The sequence below is a fragment of the Streptomyces sp. WZ-12 genome, from assembly GCF_028898845.1.
Taxonomy (GTDB): Bacteria; Actinomycetota; Actinomycetes; order Streptomycetales; family Streptomycetaceae; genus Streptomyces.
Window position 1 is genome coordinate 15,162 of sequence record NZ_CP118575.1, and the last position, 15,132, is coordinate 30,293.

At 68.9% G+C, this 15,132-nt stretch carries 18 protein-coding genes; 5 read left to right on the forward strand and 13 right to left on the reverse strand.

Going from position 1 to position 15,132, the window contains the following annotated elements; translation table 11 throughout:
* The first annotated feature begins 142 nt into the window (after positions 1-142).
* Positions 143-1,651, forward strand: coding sequence for a hypothetical protein (locus tag PV796_RS40130; protein ID WP_274919427.1), 1,509 nt, complete (start codon positions 143-145; stop codon positions 1,649-1,651).
* A 118-nt stretch (positions 1,652-1,769) separates the two neighbouring features.
* Here PV796_RS40130 and PV796_RS40135 read toward each other — a convergent pair whose 3' ends face one another.
* Positions 1,770-2,672, reverse strand: coding sequence for a hypothetical protein (locus PV796_RS40135; RefSeq protein ID WP_274919428.1), 903 nt, complete (start codon positions 2,670-2,672; stop codon positions 1,770-1,772).
* A gap of 17 nt (positions 2,673-2,689) precedes the next feature.
* Entirely contained in the window at positions 2,690-3,469 is a 780-nt protein-coding gene (locus PV796_RS40140; protein WP_274919429.1) for a GntR family transcriptional regulator, read from the reverse strand.
* A 114-nt stretch (positions 3,470-3,583) separates the two neighbouring features.
* Between PV796_RS40140 and PV796_RS40145 the strand changes: the two genes are divergently transcribed.
* Entirely contained in the window at positions 3,584-3,835 is a 252-nt protein-coding gene (locus PV796_RS40145) for a hypothetical protein (protein ID WP_274919430.1), read from the forward strand.
* Complete coding sequence (gene dapF / locus PV796_RS40150; protein ID WP_274919431.1) at positions 3,832-4,749, forward strand: diaminopimelate epimerase; 918 nt, start codon at positions 3,832-3,834, stop codon at positions 4,747-4,749. The genes PV796_RS40145 and dapF overlap by 4 nt, the downstream gene beginning before the upstream one ends.
* 75 nt (positions 4,750-4,824) lie before the next feature.
* Here the strand turns inward: dapF and PV796_RS40155 are convergent, their stop codons facing one another.
* Positions 4,825-5,862: a fatty acid desaturase gene (locus tag PV796_RS40155; protein ID WP_274919432.1), complete on the reverse strand. Its 1,038-nt coding sequence runs from the start codon at positions 5,860-5,862 to the stop codon at positions 4,825-4,827.
* A 92-nt stretch (positions 5,863-5,954) separates the two neighbouring features.
* Between PV796_RS40155 and PV796_RS40160 the strand changes: the two genes are divergently transcribed.
* Together PV796_RS40160 and PV796_RS40165 are read left to right on the forward strand one after the other, a co-directional pair.
* Positions 5,955-6,197 carry a hypothetical protein gene (locus PV796_RS40160; protein WP_274919433.1) on the forward strand — a complete coding sequence of 81 codons (243 nt, stop codon included), beginning with the start codon at positions 5,955-5,957 and terminating at the stop codon, positions 6,195-6,197.
* Positions 6,194-6,451: a hypothetical protein gene (locus tag PV796_RS40165; RefSeq protein ID WP_274919434.1), complete on the forward strand. Its 258-nt coding sequence runs from the start codon at positions 6,194-6,196 to the stop codon at positions 6,449-6,451. The genes PV796_RS40160 and PV796_RS40165 overlap by 4 nt, the downstream gene beginning before the upstream one ends.
* 278 nt (positions 6,452-6,729) lie before the next feature.
* Here the strand turns inward: PV796_RS40165 and PV796_RS40170 are convergent, their stop codons facing one another.
* From PV796_RS40170 to PV796_RS40215, 10 genes are all read right to left on the reverse strand, one after another.
* Positions 6,730-7,461, reverse strand: coding sequence for a hypothetical protein (locus tag PV796_RS40170; RefSeq protein ID WP_274919435.1), 732 nt, complete (start codon positions 7,459-7,461; stop codon positions 6,730-6,732).
* A 44-nt stretch (positions 7,462-7,505) separates the two neighbouring features.
* Positions 7,506-8,090: a hypothetical protein gene (locus PV796_RS40175; protein ID WP_274919436.1), complete on the reverse strand. Its 585-nt coding sequence runs from the start codon at positions 8,088-8,090 to the stop codon at positions 7,506-7,508.
* 517 nt (positions 8,091-8,607) lie between these two features.
* Positions 8,608-9,504: a ParA family protein gene (locus PV796_RS40180; RefSeq protein ID WP_274919437.1), complete on the reverse strand. Its 897-nt coding sequence runs from the start codon at positions 9,502-9,504 to the stop codon at positions 8,608-8,610.
* The gene (locus PV796_RS40185) at positions 9,501-10,847 is read right to left on the reverse strand and encodes a ParB/RepB/Spo0J family partition protein (RefSeq protein ID WP_274919438.1); all 1,347 of its coding nucleotides are present in this window, start codon (positions 10,845-10,847) and stop codon (positions 9,501-9,503) included. Before PV796_RS40185 ends, PV796_RS40180 begins: the two co-directional genes overlap by 4 nt.
* 469 nt (positions 10,848-11,316) lie before the next feature.
* Positions 11,317-12,102, reverse strand: a complete 786-nt coding sequence (locus PV796_RS40190) for an HIT family protein (protein WP_274919439.1) — start codon at positions 12,100-12,102, stop codon at positions 11,317-11,319.
* Positions 12,103-12,122: 20 nt separating this feature from the next.
* Complete coding sequence (locus PV796_RS40195; protein ID WP_274919440.1) at positions 12,123-12,569, reverse strand: hypothetical protein; 447 nt, start codon at positions 12,567-12,569, stop codon at positions 12,123-12,125.
* Positions 12,566-13,243: a GGDEF domain-containing protein gene (locus tag PV796_RS40200; RefSeq protein ID WP_274919441.1), complete on the reverse strand. Its 678-nt coding sequence runs from the start codon at positions 13,241-13,243 to the stop codon at positions 12,566-12,568. The genes PV796_RS40195 and PV796_RS40200 overlap by 4 nt, the downstream gene beginning before the upstream one ends.
* 220 nt (positions 13,244-13,463) lie before the next feature.
* Entirely contained in the window at positions 13,464-13,910 is a 447-nt protein-coding gene (locus PV796_RS40205) for a transcriptional regulator (RefSeq protein WP_274919442.1), read from the reverse strand.
* A gap of 60 nt (positions 13,911-13,970) precedes the next feature.
* Positions 13,971-14,603 carry a 2'-5' RNA ligase family protein gene (locus PV796_RS40210; protein ID WP_274919443.1) on the reverse strand — a complete coding sequence of 211 codons (633 nt, stop codon included), beginning with the start codon at positions 14,601-14,603 and terminating at the stop codon, positions 13,971-13,973.
* Positions 14,600-15,130, reverse strand: a complete 531-nt coding sequence (locus PV796_RS40215; protein WP_274919444.1) for an ATP-binding protein — start codon at positions 15,128-15,130, stop codon at positions 14,600-14,602. Before PV796_RS40215 ends, PV796_RS40210 begins: the two co-directional genes overlap by 4 nt.
* Between the last annotated feature and the right edge of the window lie 2 nt (positions 15,131-15,132).

Sequence of the window (15,132 nt, forward strand, 5' to 3'; positions counted from 1 at the left end):
TCTGCGGCTTCTGACCTACGTGAAGAAGTCCGGTCGGGCACCATGGCAAGTAGTCGGCAGCATGGTCGAGGCGGCACGCCTGGTACGAGCGCGGCCACCATGCATGGTCGGCTTGGGGACGCCGGACGGAGGGGCGCAGGACATGACGAGTAAGAGCGCGCGGGTCGCCAAGGTCGTCGATCACCACGGCAATCCGGTGTACCGAAGGATGCTTCAGCAAAATCCCTGGCCGTTCGTCGAACCGCTCAGATGCGCCGGCTGCACCCGCCCGGTGTCCATCGTGGCGACGCACCTGCGGCGTGGCACTCCCGTCGCGGCGCACTTCCGGCTGCACGAGGGGCATGACGCCAACTGCCCGCTCAATCCCACCACCATCATTGAAGAGATCGCCCGTGGCTCGCACGGTCTGGCGACGGCCGGGGCTGATGGCACCCTCCGGCTCACCATCCCCGCGCAAGACACCTCCGTCTCGACGCCCGAGGCATCGGGAGTCGAGGCGGAGGACGAGGAGAGCCGGGCAGCGCTGCGCATCACGACGGTGCGGCCATGGCTACCGCCGGCGCTCAACAGCGCGGTGAAAGTGGCTCAGTTCCTGCAGCGATGCGATTTCGATTCTGAGATCGCCGAGTTGTTCACCGTCACATACCAACGTTCACCGATTCCGTGGACGAGGTTCTGCTACGGCCCCGACGACCTCTCCTACGCCCAACTGCACAAGCGGGTGGCTGCCACCCAGAGCAAGAGACTCAAGCACCCGGTGGCCGTGCACGGCACGGTGCTGCGCACCGGCACCTCCGGCAACAAGTCGTTCGCCGTCCTGGCCACCAACATCCCGCCAGCCTCAGGTGGCCGGATGATCGAGGTGGTCCTACGCAGCGCCTACCCCTCCCTCCTGGACGGCCTGGAGGTGGGCATGCAGGTCCTGGCCGTCGGAGCGGGCTGGAAGCTCTTCGCCCCACCTCACCGCACCATCGACGAAGTACAGTTGTGGGTCACCCAGCATTGGAACCTGGCCTACTGGACATGGGACCAAGACACCGGACACGCCGGCTCCCCGATGTGTCCCCCACCCCTGCCACCGCAAGAACACCGCCCGCAAGACACACAACGCCCAGCGGCACGCCGCGCGAACAGCAGCCACACCGGCGGCCGCGGGAAGCCACCCCGAGCCGTGAAGGGCTCCCAGACAATGCGGCGGACCCCGGCCCCACGACGCGCCCCCACGCCCCGTCAAGGAAACAAGCCCTTGGGCCAACCACCAAAGGAGCCTGCCGCTCCGTCATCCCAGGACGCTTCCTCGGACGACCTGGCCCGGCTGACGTGGCAGGCGTATACGAAGCCGGCCAGCAACCTCCCCAACGAGCTAAAGCAGCCAGCGCCGGCCCACCCCCTCACGCCAGCCGAGCCCACGCCGCCAGTACCCAAACCGATTTCACCGCCCGCAGAAGGCCGAAGCCAACTCCCAGTCAACCGCCCTCCATCGGCGACATCCGACGCCCCACTCCCCCCTCGGCCAGCCCACCCCCCTGCCGCCGGTGCTCCTGTCGAACCCACATCCCCGCCGGCTTCGGCACCCCAGCCAGAGCAACCCACCCCTGTGACGCGAACAGGGATCCGCGGACTGTTCACACGATGGCGGCGCAAGCGGTAGCCAGCACCACACCGCCTCGCGGGTCGAACCTCCAGCCGCCACTGACAACTCGGCATGCCCAAGCGACGCAGGGGGCCTCGGCGAGTTGCCCGCCGAGGCCCCCTGTTGTGTGCTGCTGCTACGTCGCGTCAAGGGCTTGCGTGACGCGGTCGGCGTCCCACGCGCCGCCATCGATCATGGGGCGGGTGAGGGTCTCGTAGGTTTGGAGAGTCGTGGTCGCGGAGTGTGCGCTCCAGACCTCCTCGAACCGCTCTCGCCAGCGGTCGACGCCCTGAAAATGCACGGTGGAGCGGCCGCGGGTGTAGTCGGCGTCGCCTTGTTCTTCTTCGACGAGGGCGGCGCCAGCCGCGACGACGATGTAGTCGACGGCCTGCTCGGGGCGGAGTCGGTCGCGGACGGCCAGGCCGCAGGTGACGCCGAGCTGGCGGTGCTGGTTGATGAGGGCCAGCAGGTTGCGGGCGTAGTCCTCGCGGGTGAGGTCGGCCTGGTAGGCGATGAAGAGCCGGTTGATCTGGCCGCCGGATTCGATCATCTGCCGGTTGGCGGCGAGGTACTCGCGGCGTTGGGTGAGCAGGGAGGGGTCGGTGGTCAGGTCGGCGGCGAGGATCCGCTGGGGCTGGGACTGTGCCTCGATGAGGGTTTTGACGAGCATGACGGACAGGCGCGGTACTTCAGTTGAGTACACACGCATGTGGCCGCTGGCGATCTGCTCGTAGTCCTGGACGATGTCACGTTCGACCTTTGCGCGGACCATTGCGTAGAACTGCGCGTCATCCATGCCTTTGAGGTTATGGGCCCGACGCAACGTCAGGAAGCGCCTGCGCAGCCATATGTGGCTGCCGACCAGCACGAGGACGATCGCGGTCTCGGCGGCCAGGAGGACGTTCTTGATGTCCGGCGCTTTGGTGGCCCAGGCAACGACCGGTGTGATGATGCCCGCGAGACCGATGAGGTTGGCCAGGGCTGGGGAGGCGAGGGCGTCGATGCTCCGTAACGCCGGCCTTTGGGGTGCTGTAGCCACGATGTTGTTCCCCCTCCTTAGGCCCGCTCGGGGCCGTCATGCGATGTGCCGTCGGGTGCGGGGAGCGGGATGTCGTAGGTGACCTCCCACCGCTCGTGGGGCACGACGATGTCCGCGGTCTCCACCGGCCGGCCGACGGTGTCGTAGTGCGTGCGTTCGATGTGCAGAGCCTGGGCCCCGGGGCGCATCCCCAGCAGATGTGCTTGGTCGTCGTCCAGGCGGACCGGCCGGGGCACCTCGGTGACGCGGGTCACGGTGATGCCGAGGTGGGCCATCCGCTCGACGACGCCTCGGCCGGCAAGGGGCCCGCCTTCGGGTAGGACGACGGTGGTGCCGTCGGTGATGGCCATGGGCTCCCAGCTGGTGGTCACCATCACCGGCTGCCGCTCGGCGAGGAATTCGTATGCCGTGCGCACGCACAGGTCACCGGGCTCGATATCGAGGCGGGCGGCGATGTCGGCTGGGGCCGGGGTCTTGGCCAGGGAGTCCGATTCCCAGATGCCGTCGAAGCCGGCCGGGGCGACCCCGGCGGGGGCGGTGCGCAGCATGGTCCGTCGTGTGTACGTCTGGCGGACGTACGTCCCGGCGCCGGGGCGGCCCTCCAGCAGTCCTTCGGTGATCAGGAGTTCCTGGGCGCGGCGGATGACGTTCTCGCCGGCATCGAGTTCGGCGCCCAGTTCCGGGCGGGAGGGCAGCCGGTGGCCGGCGGGCCAGGTGCCGTCGACGATGCGGTCCCTAAGGATGGCGGCGACCCGTTCATAGGGGTGTGGAGGGGTGCGTGACGCGCCGTCAGCCATGCCTCTCCTTGCCCTGGGTGTTGATCAGTACCGATTGACAAAGCTAGTCACTAGCTCGAAAACTAGTGACTAGCTCTACCTTGTGTGACATCTCTTTGGGCCGATCGGGGAGCAGTGGCCTACGACCCGCAGATCGCCGTCATCCACTCGGTACGCGCACGGCTCACGGCGCTGGCGGGGATCCCGCCCCGAGTCATTGACGAGGGCGCCTCCGTGCGCATCGAGACCGACGTCACCGACGCCCTCCTGCGTCGGTGGACGCACGCGGTCCCGGTGTTCTCCCTGGGCTCCGAGTTCGGCCTGATCACCACGACAGCCGGGCAAATCGCCTGGCTGCGCATCGAGTTACGAGAGGGCACTCCATGACCCCCGCCCCTGTCGCCGCCTGGCCCTTCCTCAAAGGCCATGGAGCCCAAAACGACTTTCTCCTGCTGCCGGACCCCCACGGACGCCTGCGTCTGCTCCCCGAGGACGTCCGGCAACTGTGTGACCGGCGCGTCGGTATCGGCGCCGACGGGCTGCTGCGCGCCGTCCACACCGCCACTGATCCCGAGGCCGCCACGATGGCGGAGCGGGCCACGTGGTTCATGGACTACCGCAATCCCGACGGCTCCCCCGCCCAGATGTGCGGCAACGGCATACGCGTCCTTGCCCGCTACCTGGTGGACGCCGGCCACCAGGACCCCGGCACCCTCGCCATCGCCACCCGCGCGGGCATCCGCCACGTCCACGTCCCTTCCCGCAGCCCCGAGTTCACCGGCCCCGTCACCGTCCTGATGGGCCGCCCTGCCCTCCCTGGCCCCGCCGGCATCCGCGTGACCGTCGCCGACCGCTCCTGGCCCGCCACCCACGTCGACATGGGCAACCCCCACGCCGTCGCCTTCGTCGACGACCTCGACGACGCCGGCGACCTGCGCACCCCGCCCACCGTCACCCCAGCCGACGCCTACCCGGCCGGTGTCACCGTGGAGTTCGTGGCCGTCCGCGGCCCGCAGCACCTGGCCGTCCGCGTCCACGAGCGCGGCGTCGGCGAGACCCGCGCTTGCGGAACCGGTGCCTGCGCCGCCGTCGCCGGTGCCCTCGCCCGCACCGGCCTTCGCCCCGCCGGCCCCCTCCGGTTCGCCGTCGACCTGCCCGGCGGCCGGCTCACCATCACGGCGAACCCGGACGGCACGATGGAACTCATTGGCCCGGCCGCCATCGTCGCCCAGGGCACGCTCAACCCGACCATCCGAATCCCCGGCCCGCGGATCGGGTGGTCACCCGCCAGAGCCCGCTGATCCCGAAGAAGCCACGGCGCAGGGGAGAGGGCCCGAACCTTGCTGGGTTCGGGCCCTCTCCCATGCGCTGCCGCTCTACACGGCCGGACGCGCCTCTGCTCCCGCTGGGGAAGCGGGCGTGCTCCCCAGGGCCCGCAGGTGCCGGCCGGCGACCGAATCCTCACCGAGGACCAGTCCGGCGGGCGTGAAATGCGGGTCGCCCAAGAACCGCTCCAGAGCGGGCAGATAGCCCCACCGCACGCTCGGGTGCGCGGAGTGGGCGTAGTGATGCAGATCCCCGTACGGGAGCCACAGGACCGAGGCGAGTGTGGCCAGAAGCCGGTTGCGCGGGTACAGACGAAGGCACCGCCCCGCCTCCACCTCGGCCGGGGAGCCGCTGCGGTGCTCAGGGTCGAACCAGGTGTGCTCCACCACCAAGGACAGCCAGGCGAGTTGCGGGTACAGCAGCAGCCGCGGAACCAGCACCCCGCACACCACCGCGCCCGCCTCGCCGACCAGATACGACGCGACCAGGACCGCTCCCACGCCGGCCGCCCGGCCCGGCGAGTGCCGCAGGCTCCCCGCGATCGAAGTCAGGGTGGAGCGCAGCCCCCGCGGTGTCAGGGGGAACAGGAGCGCGGCGGCGAATCGCGCGGGGGCGACGCCCGGACGGAGCCCTGCCGCGCGGAGTTCGGACAGGTTCGGGTCGACGGACAGAGTCGCGTGGGGGTGATGGTCACGCACGTGCCGCCGACGCCGGGTCTCGACGGGCACGAAGCCGAGCGGCACGTGCGCGAAGACCTCACCCAGCAACCGGTTCGCGCCGGCACTACGGGCGAGCACACCGTGAACGGCGAAGTGGCTGATCTCCTGCAGATGCCGAAATGCCACGGCCACGCCCACGGCGGCGGTCGCAGCCGGCAGCGGGCCCTGGCGCGCGAGCAGCCACCAGCCCGTGATCTGCACCCACTGACCGGCGAGCAGTAGCACCGGGGTGACGTTGTTGGCCCGGCGGCGCTGAAGGGATATCAGCTCCGGTGCCGCGGCGGAGCGAGGGCGGCCCCGGGCGAACCAGGCGCGGTCGACCTGGCGCAGGGCGATGCCAAGGGTGATGACGGCTAAGCACAGCAGCATGAGCGGTCCAAAAGAGCAGATAGGAGGCGGGCCAGCCCCGCCGATCATCACGTAACGTACATCTAGTCACTAGATTTGGCCCAGGGGAGCCCATGCCGCAACTGGAGTACCGCGACGCCGACGACCTGCCCCAGGCCCTGAAGGGCACGGTCTTCCGGGAGCGCGACGGCAGGTGCTGGTACGTGGCGGCGCTGGTCATCCACTACGACCGCGAATCGGGTCAGGAGACCAAGCAGGTCGCGTTCCTGCGGCGTGCTGACTCCTGCAGCGGCATCGAGTGGGAGATCCCCCTGGCGACGTTGTACGAGACTGCGGAGGTAGACCAATGGCCATGAACGCCGAGGAACGCGCCTGGCGGAGCGCCCGGGAAGCGGACGCGCTCCGGGCCGGGAAGACGGCGGCAACGAGCCTTCAAGAGGCACTCGCCCGAGTCGGCATCGTGATCCCGTCACTGCGCGCGGGCTACCCAGTCAACGGCAACGCCCACGTGGAGCTGGGCGGTTGCAATGCCGACACCGCCACCAAGCTGGCAAAGATCATCAACGGGGCCGCCGACGCCCTGCCGGAACTACGAGCCACCGCCCCCTGAGCGCCGTGCAGGAGGGGACTCCCGCTAGTCGGCGGGAGTCGATCGCACAGCCGGATCACCAAGAGGGCCCCGGTGACGGGCAGCATCGGCCGGACGGCGTCAGCGCCACTGGGGCGGTCTCCAGTGGCGCTTATGCCGCGTACTGGCCGCGGAGCCTGTACACCAGCATGTTCATCTGCTCACCCGTCAGGAGCGCGGCCGTGCTCCCGCCGTCGCTGATCTCGGCGACGGCCGAGGTTCACCCACCGCCGACATTGTGGACGTCAGTGTGAAGACGGTCAGCTCACCAGCATGGCCTGGAGGGCGCTGAGCGACAGCTCGTTTGTGCCACGGTCTGCCGCAGGACTCTGCGTCCAGGCGACGATCGCTGGGTGTGCATCCTCGTAGGGGGTGCCGGCGGGCGTGATGCCTCCGTCGTTGCGAGCGATCTGGGTGAGGTAGGCGGCCAGGGCGTGCGGGCCGCCGCCGCTGTAGCCGATGTTGTAACCCACGGCACGGCGCTGCGGCAGGATCGACAGATCACCCTTGTCGGTCCGGGCCCAGAACAGACCTCTGCCGGTGTGGAAGCTGCTGAAGATGTCGCCAGGGCGCAGTTCGAGAGGGGCGTACGTCTTGTAGCTCCACTGGTCCGTGCCACCGGCACCCACGTGCTTGAAGTGCTCGCCCACGACGGGCAGCCCGAACTCAGGGTCGTAGAAGGTCCGGCGGCACACACAGCCCGATTCGCGTACGGCCGCCGGGTTGTCCTTGTCCTCCGTGACACACGGATGGAACAGAGCCGGGATCTTCGTCGGCTCCACGAGCGTGCAGTGCATCGCGTTCGGCTCGCAACGCACCAGCCTGCTCAGCCACTCCTGGAAGTGAGGTGTCACCGTCTGGGACGCCTCGATATCCAGTTCGGCGTTCAGCGACGACGAGGCGATTCCGAGGCGGGCCTCGGTATAGAGGACGAAGTTCAGGTAACCGGTCGTCGGGTCGCTCAGGTTCAGGTCGTGGGCCTCATAGGTCACGTGGCGCTCCAAGATGGAATGGCTCTCCAGGCGTGGCGGCGGTGTCAGATGGCGCGGTGCTCAGGGCGCAGAGTGAGGCCGCGGTACAGGAGCTGATCGGCGTCGTCGGGACCGAGTCCAAGCGCGTGAGAGACGGCCGTGCCTTCGTCGTCGCGGACGAAGGCCAGCAGGATCTTGTGGCTGGCGGGGTCAGCCATGATCCGGCGAGCGGCTTCGACGATGTGGGCGACGCAGCCAGTGGTGCCGTCTTCGATGATGTCCCGGCGCGTCTTGTCATCCCAGACGTTGAGCTGGAGGTTGGCCCCCTCGGTGGAGCAGTCTTCCTTGGAGTCCGCACCGAGCACGCACCTCCCGAGCAGGGCCGCGTGGGCGTGACGCTGAAGGTAGACAGCCTTACCCAGGAGGCGATCGACTTCCTTCTCCGTGTTCTCGCGTGCCTTCTCGGCACTCACGAGCGAGGTCCTGGAGTTGTGGGGCTGCATCCGGATCTTCAGCGCCGACAGGCTGCGGGCGAGGTCGTCGGCGACGCTGAGCAGGCCCACCAAGTTCACATCCCCGCGCTGGCGGGGCGGGGGCAGTTCGTCGGGGTAGCTCTCCAGTGGTTCCAGCGGTTCGTGCAGGTCGGTCAAGGTTCCTCCCGTGCCGGGTGCCAACACCCCCGATTCTCAGTCCCGCTCGCCGGGCCTCGCGGGTGAAGTCGCCAATCGGCCATGCGCTGGCCGATTGACATCCCTTCAACGGTCACGACCTACTCGGAGGTCCCTTCAGGATGGAGCTTGAGCAAACCGACCTCGCCCACATCAACTCCACCAACTTGACCTAGGGCTTCGGCGTCAAGGCAGCTCCGGCCAGACGCGGCCTTTTGTAAGCCTCTCCCCCGCTACTTCGGCCGCCACACCAGCGCCCCCACCCCGACCCCAGCAACCACATGCTCCCCACGCCGGCAGCGCCGACGGTGATTGGACAGCCCCGAACCATGGCCGTGGCCGCCCACCGCCCCGTCAACCGACATCCTCCTCACCGGCCCTGAGTGCACGACAGCTGTCCGCGGCATCGGGCACCCGTCAGGCATAGTCGAAGGCCGGCACGCCCTGGGCGGAGTGCCGGCCTTCGATCGAACGGCGATGCCGTTTCCAGTGGAAACGCTTAGGCAGTCAGGTCGGCGAAGCCGAGGTGCGTCATGACCTTGCGGTAGTCCACCGATGGCACGGAGTTCGGCAGGAGGACGGGCAGCGGGCACTCGTCCTCGTACAGCTTCTTCGCGTCGGCCGAGTACCGGACGTAGGGGAGCAGCACCGAGCCGTATAGGGCTTCGGCCTGGGCGGTGGCGCGGCGGGCCGCGGCTTCGTTGTGGCTGGAGGTCGGTGATCCGGTAAGGAGCATGTGATTGAGGGTGGGGCGGCCGGGCACGGAGCGCCGCCCGCGGTTCTTGTCCCTGACTCGCTCAAGCTCGTCGATGAGTCGCTTGACCATCTTGACGTCCTTGGGGTCCGCCTTGATGGAAGGCATGACGGAGTCGTCCTCGTCCAGCATGCGAAGGACGGAGTACGGGAGTTTGCCGTAGCTGGCGGGGAAGTCCATGTAGAAGACCGTGTCGTCGCCTTGGTAGCTGCGGAGAATCTCGGCGAACCAGTCGTTGCGGTCAGGGTCTTCTGCGATGGCGGTGTCCGCGCCAGCCATGAGGGGACTACTGGGGACCACCCGGAGATTCGGGATGGTGGCGAACGCGTCGTCGTCGTAGCCCTCGTCGATGCGGTATCGGGCGGGGAGGGCGACCTCGTCGAGGGTGGCGTTGCCGTACAGCAGGTCCATGGCAGTCTTCTTGCCCTTAAGGGCGGTCTCGTCGTAGCCGAGCACGAGGGAACTGGACATGTTGCTGTCGAGGTCGAACACGACACCCGAGTGCCCACGCAAGGCAGCTGTGACGGCCATGGAGGTGGCACTGGTGGTCTTTGTGGAGCCACCGCATTCGATGACATAGGCCCAGATGAGAGGCCAGTTCCTGCCGTTGGGACGGAAACGGCGGTCTACAGCGGCGGTCATCGGTTTCCTCCTGCGGAGACCAGGCCGAGTTCCTTCTTTTCCCACTCGGTCTGCGGGACGTAGTCGGCGTGTTCCGTGAGCGTGCGGACGTGCTGGACCTCGCGCCAGGTCCAGGACTGACGGCGGGCTGCGGTGCGGAGCTCGGCTGCCGCCAGGCCACTCGCGAAGGCGGCGAGGCGCTGGAGATTGACGTCGCCGGACTCTTGCACAGCGGCGAAGTAGGTTGCGGCGTCGTCTGCTTCCAGGCCAACGCGGTTGGTCTCGCGCAGCCACGCGTAGGCGCGCTGCTGGGCAGCGGACTGTTGCTGCGGCGCGAGGACGGTAGTTGTGAGCACCTGGAGGACCAGCTCGTGGGTCGCGGGATCAGCCGTGTCCGTGGTTTCCAACAGAAGTCGACATGCGGCGTCGCGGGCGGCGGCAGCGGTTCGTCGGGCTGACTCGTCCTCCCCTCCGGTCGACTTGGCCTTCTTGGGCTTCCGGGGGGCGGGCGGGGTGGCCACTGCGTTTCCATTGGAAACGGGAGCAGGGGGGGATGCGGGGGGAGTGCCCTCTTGCTCACTGGAACCGTTTCCATTGGAAACGGGTTCGTCGTTGTCCGGGGCGTCTCCGGGTTGACGCTGACGCGCCATGATCTGTGCGTGAGCTTCCGCCGGGCGCATGCCGCCGCGCACGAGGCCGAGGTAGTCCCGCTGGTCCTGACTGTCGAGCTTGTGCGCCTTCTCGGCTGAGCTGACCTTCAGCGTCCCTTCCCGGACCGCCTGCAATACCTCGGGGTCGAGCTCAAGGAGTCGGACACGCTTCCAAACGGTGCCCTTGGAGATAGCGCCGTTGGCGGTCTCTCCCACCTTTTCGGCGATCTGCTCATAGGAGAGCCCGGCGTCGCGGAGTGCTTGGTAGTGCTCGGCTTCTTCGAGGGGGCTGAGCTGTGCACGACGCAGGTTTTCGATCAGGGTGATGAGGCGCGCGTCCTCAACCTTGTCGTCGCGCAGCGTGCTGGGGATGGTGGACCAGCCCAGCTCCTGGAAGGCGAGCCAGCGGTGTTCGCCGAAGAGGATCACGTTGGGGGCGGTGACCTGGTCGGCGGTCTCCGGGTAGACCTTGAGCCACTCTTCAGCGCGAATGTGAGCGATGTTCTGCAGCAACCCGACCTCGGCGATCGTGGCAGCGAGTTCAGGTACTCCCTTCTTCTCCCGTTTGTTGAACGGGTTGGGGCACAGGGAGTCCAGCTCCAGGTCCAAGGTGTCGCCGCTGCGATCCTTGTCGGTGTAGAGGAGCTCTTCGGGAGCAGCCGCGGTCGTCTTCGTGGTGCTCTTACGCTTGGGCCGCGGGAGTGCGCCTGCCATTGATTCTCCAGAACTGCCGTCAGAAGTACGGCCCGAGACTAGCGTTTCCATTGGAAACGGCGCGCCGCCGGTGCCGTTAAAACCCCCTTCGGGCGGTTTGATGATGGCACAGGGGCCACGGCGTTGAGCGTTTCCAATGGAAACGCCTTGGGCAGCCGCCCCCTCGACACGGACCTCGCTCGCAGTGAACCCGCCAAGGGCAGCAACAGTGGGCAGGCAACCATCCGCCATCAGCTTTGAGGCAGGTGCCCAACGCCCGCTGCTTGGGAGCACAGTTCGGCTGGTACCGAGAGATGGCGCTGAAAACACGAGAAGGTCCGCCCCACATCGTCTGTGGAAGCGGACCTTCTCGTTCGAAGTACAGAGTCCCCCTCAGGGTGGGGAGCCTCGCGCGGAACTGGTCGACGACGGCCTGGTCCCAGAGGTCAGGGCACGCCGGGGGTGTGGCCGCAGCGGCGGAAGAGTCGCTTCACCGGTTGGGCTCCCGTTCCCAGGCGGGGTGGGCCCAGGGCAGCGCGAGGCCGTCGCCGGCGGCTCGGGGAATGAGGTGGCCGTGCAGGTGGAACACGGTCTGGGTCGCGTCCGGGCCGCAGGAGGTGAGGTAGTTCCACTGGCCGCCGATCTGTGCGGCGAGTTCGGCGGCGCGCAGTTGGACGGTGGCGGAGACGACGGGGTCGGTCGTGAAGTCGGCGACGTGGCCGCGGGGCAGGACCAGGAGGTGGCCGTCGGCGCAGCCGCCTCTGCGGGGCACGATCGCGAGGGCGTCGGCCCACTCTTGGACGATCGTGGCCGGGGCGCCGTTGTGGATGATCTGGCAGAACGGACAGTCGGGGCGGGGGCGTTTGCGGGGGACCGGCGGTCGGTTGATGTGGTGGTGGGTGATCTGGACGCGGGCACCAGTCCCCCGCATCCGGTGGCCGATGGCGTCGGCGATAGCGGGTGCTCGATGGCGTCCATACCAGCAGTTCACCAGGAGTTGGACGGGGCGGCCGTGCGCGGCGGCGCGCAGCGCGGTGAGTTCGTGCACGGCGTCGTTGATGATGCGGGCCGCGCCGGGGGTGTTCAGGACGTAGTCGCGTATGCCCGGGTCCTGTCCGGTCTGGCGAGCGACGATGTCGTCGAGGGCGGGGTCATCGGGCGAGGTCAGCAGCGCGTTGGTCAGGTTGATGCTGAGGACGGCGGCGCGGTAGCGAGGTGGCGGCGGGTCCTGCCAGCGGCCGCCGAAGGAGTCGATGAAGATGAATACGTCGGGCACGAGGGCCTCCAGACGAGTAGTCACGGGCGTAAGTCGGGCAGCTGCCGGAGGACCTGCGCGATCAGGTCTTCGGTGGGCCTCCATGGCCCGAGCTGTCCACGTGCGGGGATCGGCAAGGCGAGCTCTTGGACGTCGGCGAGCTCCAGGTGCCACCGGCCGGGCTCAGCCCACGGTGTGCAGGGCGGGGAGCCGTCCGGGTCCTGGTGGCAGCCGGTCAGCCGGGCAACGCCGATCACCACGCCGGTTGGCAGGTCGCGACCGCGGATCGTACGGGCGACTAACGGCAGGCGGAGGGCAGGTCGGTCGATCTGCAGGCCCGCGTGCAGCAGGAGCCAGCCGCGCCAGGCCCAGGGCTGCGGACGGTTCTCGATCGGCTTGGCCCCGACGGCGATGCACGTAGTCCACGGCTGCTTGACGCTGATTCCGCGGATCCAGTCGCCCGCCGGTGGAAGGGTGGCGGTGCTCATGCCGCTCGCCCATACACGGCCGTGCCCTGCCTGCCCGCCCGGCGCCCGTTGATGGACGGGACCGTGGTGTGCGCGGCGGTGGCGAGGACCGCGCGGCCGGAGTGCTTGCCGTCGTACAGCGCCGCGTCGGCCGCCCTCTGAAGGGCGGTCAGGTCGCGGGTGCCGAGGACGTCGGGGGTCGCGGCGCCGACCGAGGCGGCGACGTCGACGGTGCGTCCGTCATCCAGGACGACCGGGGTGTGCAGCATCCGGACCAGTTGCGCCAGGCGCTGCTCGCGACGGTCGACAGGCAGCTCCAGGACGACCGCGAACTCGTCGCCCCCGAGGCGGCCCACAGCAGCACGCGGGCCCGCCCACGCGGTGAGCCGGGCACCGAACGCGGCGAGGACGGCATCCCCGACCGGGTGCCCGGCCGTGTCGTTGACCCGCTTGAAGTGGTCGACGTCGACAATGAACACGGCCGTGGTGTCGCCGCGGCGCGCGAGGATCCGGCGAGCGCGGGCTGTGTAGGCGTCGCGACGCAGCAGACCAGTCAACGGGTCCTTCCGCGTGGCAGCGAGCCGCTTATGTAGGGCGATGGCGTGTACGACCCAGCCGGTCAACGGCACGGCAGCGGTGGTCAGCAAGAGTGCGCGCTGTCCGATTCGGGCCTGCACGCGCAGGGCGGAGTCCATACTGGGATCTCCCTCTCGTCTCGTACGGGTTGGGTAGGCCCGGGGCAGGCGGCTGGTTGGACGCCGTGGCGCCTGTCCTGGGCGGATTCAGGTGGGCCGCAGAAGTGTTGTAGCCAAGGTCAATGCGGGCCCGTGGGCCGGGGCTGTCCGGTCCTCTACACTGCCCCGGCCGCAGTGGTCGCAGCCGGGGCGGCACAAGAGGTCGCCAGGCGGATCAGGGTCACTTCGACGCGGCGATGGCGGCGGCGATCGTTTCCACAGTGTGATGAAACGCCTGGTCAAGGGCATAGTTGCCGCCCAGCGGGCCGCCCAGGTTATAGAAGTCGCCCTTGCCGATGGCTTCGGCGACGGCCTTGAGGTGGATGCGTCGATCGGCCCACCAGTGGGTACCGGCCGACAGGGCGAGCGCGGCGGCGACCCGGCTGGGCTTCAGGCGCAGGCCGAGAACGCGGGATCCGGCGAGCAGGGCCAGGGCTTGCGTGGCGGTGTAGGTGGCGACGTGCGCGGTACAGGCGATGCGCCCAGCTCGGCTGGACTGCCCATCGTTCTCGTCGTGCTGCCCCTTGGTGACCGCCTGGTGGTGGGACTGGATCCAGTGGTCGCCCAGGTCCGCGCCCATGCGCATCAGGGCGTAGACGGAGGCGAAGCGTACGGCGTGCTCGGTCATCCTGGAGGTGCTCCTCATCTCGCTCGTGATCCGGCCGGGCGGTCCGGCCGTGCGGTGCGGTTACTGCAAAGCCACCTGGGCGATCGGGGTCCAGGTGATGTGGCGCCGGTTGTGCGCCTGGGCGACCAGGCACAGGCGAGTGGCGCGTAGGACGACCGGCTCGCCGGGCTGGTCGGACAGGGCGGCCTTCAGCTCGCGCCGGTCGGCTCGGTTGGGGCCGGCAGTGCCGTAAGCGAGTGAAATGTGCGGGGCGTAGACGGCGGGGATCAGCGGGAAGCGGCCGCCGGTGACGTCCGCGTCGACCCGGGCCGTCAACTCCCACAGCTGCCGGGCGGGAGCTCCGGGGCGGGCCGCGCATTCCACGGCGACCGTGCCGACGACGGGCCGGTCGAAGGTGAGGTCGAAGGAGCCGATGGTCTGGCACTCCTTGGCGACCCGCTCGGCGATCTGGGTGATCTCGCCGTCGCGGTACTGGTCGACGGGCCCGCCGTGGAGCACCGTGCAGTGCACCCAGCGAGCCGGGACCGGGGCGAGCCCGGGGCGGTGGGTTATCGCCCGGTACGGCTCCACCAGCGCCTCGCGCACGACCTGCTCGGAAAACAGCAGGTGCCAGTGCAGGTCAGCACGTCCGGCAATCCACGCGTGCTGTCGTGTCTCCACCGTGTTGAAGAAGTCGCCGACGACGGTCGTCACCGTGCACCCCCGGCGGTCGGGATGAGCGCGGAGGCGAGATGCACGGCGGTGAAGCCCTCAGCGTGCAGCTGGTCGACGGTGGGCAGGTGGGCTTGGAGGTCGTCCAGCACGTGGCTGGACACGACACGCTCACGCTCGGCGTTCTGCGCCTGGGCTGTGGCGAGCGGTACGTCGAACAGGACCGCCACGACGGGGCTCTGCCAGTAGCCGGCGCGTGCCAGCAGTCCGGCCCTGACGTGCGCGAAGACGTTCGTGCTGTCCACCAATGTGGTGCGGCCGCGGGCGAGGCGGGCGTCCAGGAGCAGGTTCTGGATCTGGGCAGCGACCGGGGTAGCCGATTGGTCCTTCATGTCGTCGGTCGCCGCCAGGCGGTACTCGTCCAGGCAGACCCGCCAGCTGGGCGGGTACTGAGCTGCGAAGGTCGACTTGCCGCAGCCGGGGACGCCGACCAGCACGGCGAGCGTGCCGTCGGCGAGGGGGAGTCGGCTGCCCGGAGGCAAGGGTGGCGTGGTGTCCAGCGTGGTCACGG

Excerpts from the sequence above, each read along its gene's own strand:
- PV796_RS40130 (WP_274919427.1), top strand. The coding sequence starts at position 143 with ATGACGAGTAAGAGCGCGCGGGTCGCCAAGGTCGTCGATCACCACGGC.
- PV796_RS40140 (WP_274919429.1), bottom strand. The coding sequence starts at position 3,469 with ATGGCTGACGGCGCGTCACGCACCCCTCCACACCCCTATGAACGGGTC.
- dapF (WP_274919431.1), top strand. The coding sequence starts at position 3,832 with ATGACCCCCGCCCCTGTCGCCGCCTGGCCCTTCCTCAAAGGCCATGGA.
- PV796_RS40155 (WP_274919432.1), bottom strand. The coding sequence starts at position 5,862 with ATGCTGCTGTGCTTAGCCGTCATCACCCTTGGCATCGCCCTGCGCCAG.
- PV796_RS40160 (WP_274919433.1), top strand. The coding sequence starts at position 5,955 with ATGCCGCAACTGGAGTACCGCGACGCCGACGACCTGCCCCAGGCCCTG.
- PV796_RS40165 (WP_274919434.1), top strand. The coding sequence starts at position 6,194 with ATGAACGCCGAGGAACGCGCCTGGCGGAGCGCCCGGGAAGCGGACGCG.
- PV796_RS40180 (WP_274919437.1), bottom strand. The coding sequence starts at position 9,504 with ATGACCGCCGCTGTAGACCGCCGTTTCCGTCCCAACGGCAGGAACTGG.
- PV796_RS40185 (WP_274919438.1), bottom strand. The coding sequence starts at position 10,847 with ATGGCAGGCGCACTCCCGCGGCCCAAGCGTAAGAGCACCACGAAGACG.
- PV796_RS40195 (WP_274919440.1), bottom strand. The coding sequence starts at position 12,569 with ATGAGCACCGCCACCCTTCCACCGGCGGGCGACTGGATCCGCGGAATC.
- PV796_RS40200 (WP_274919441.1), bottom strand. The coding sequence starts at position 13,243 with ATGGACTCCGCCCTGCGCGTGCAGGCCCGAATCGGACAGCGCGCACTC.
- PV796_RS40205 (WP_274919442.1), bottom strand. The coding sequence starts at position 13,910 with ATGACCGAGCACGCCGTACGCTTCGCCTCCGTCTACGCCCTGATGCGC.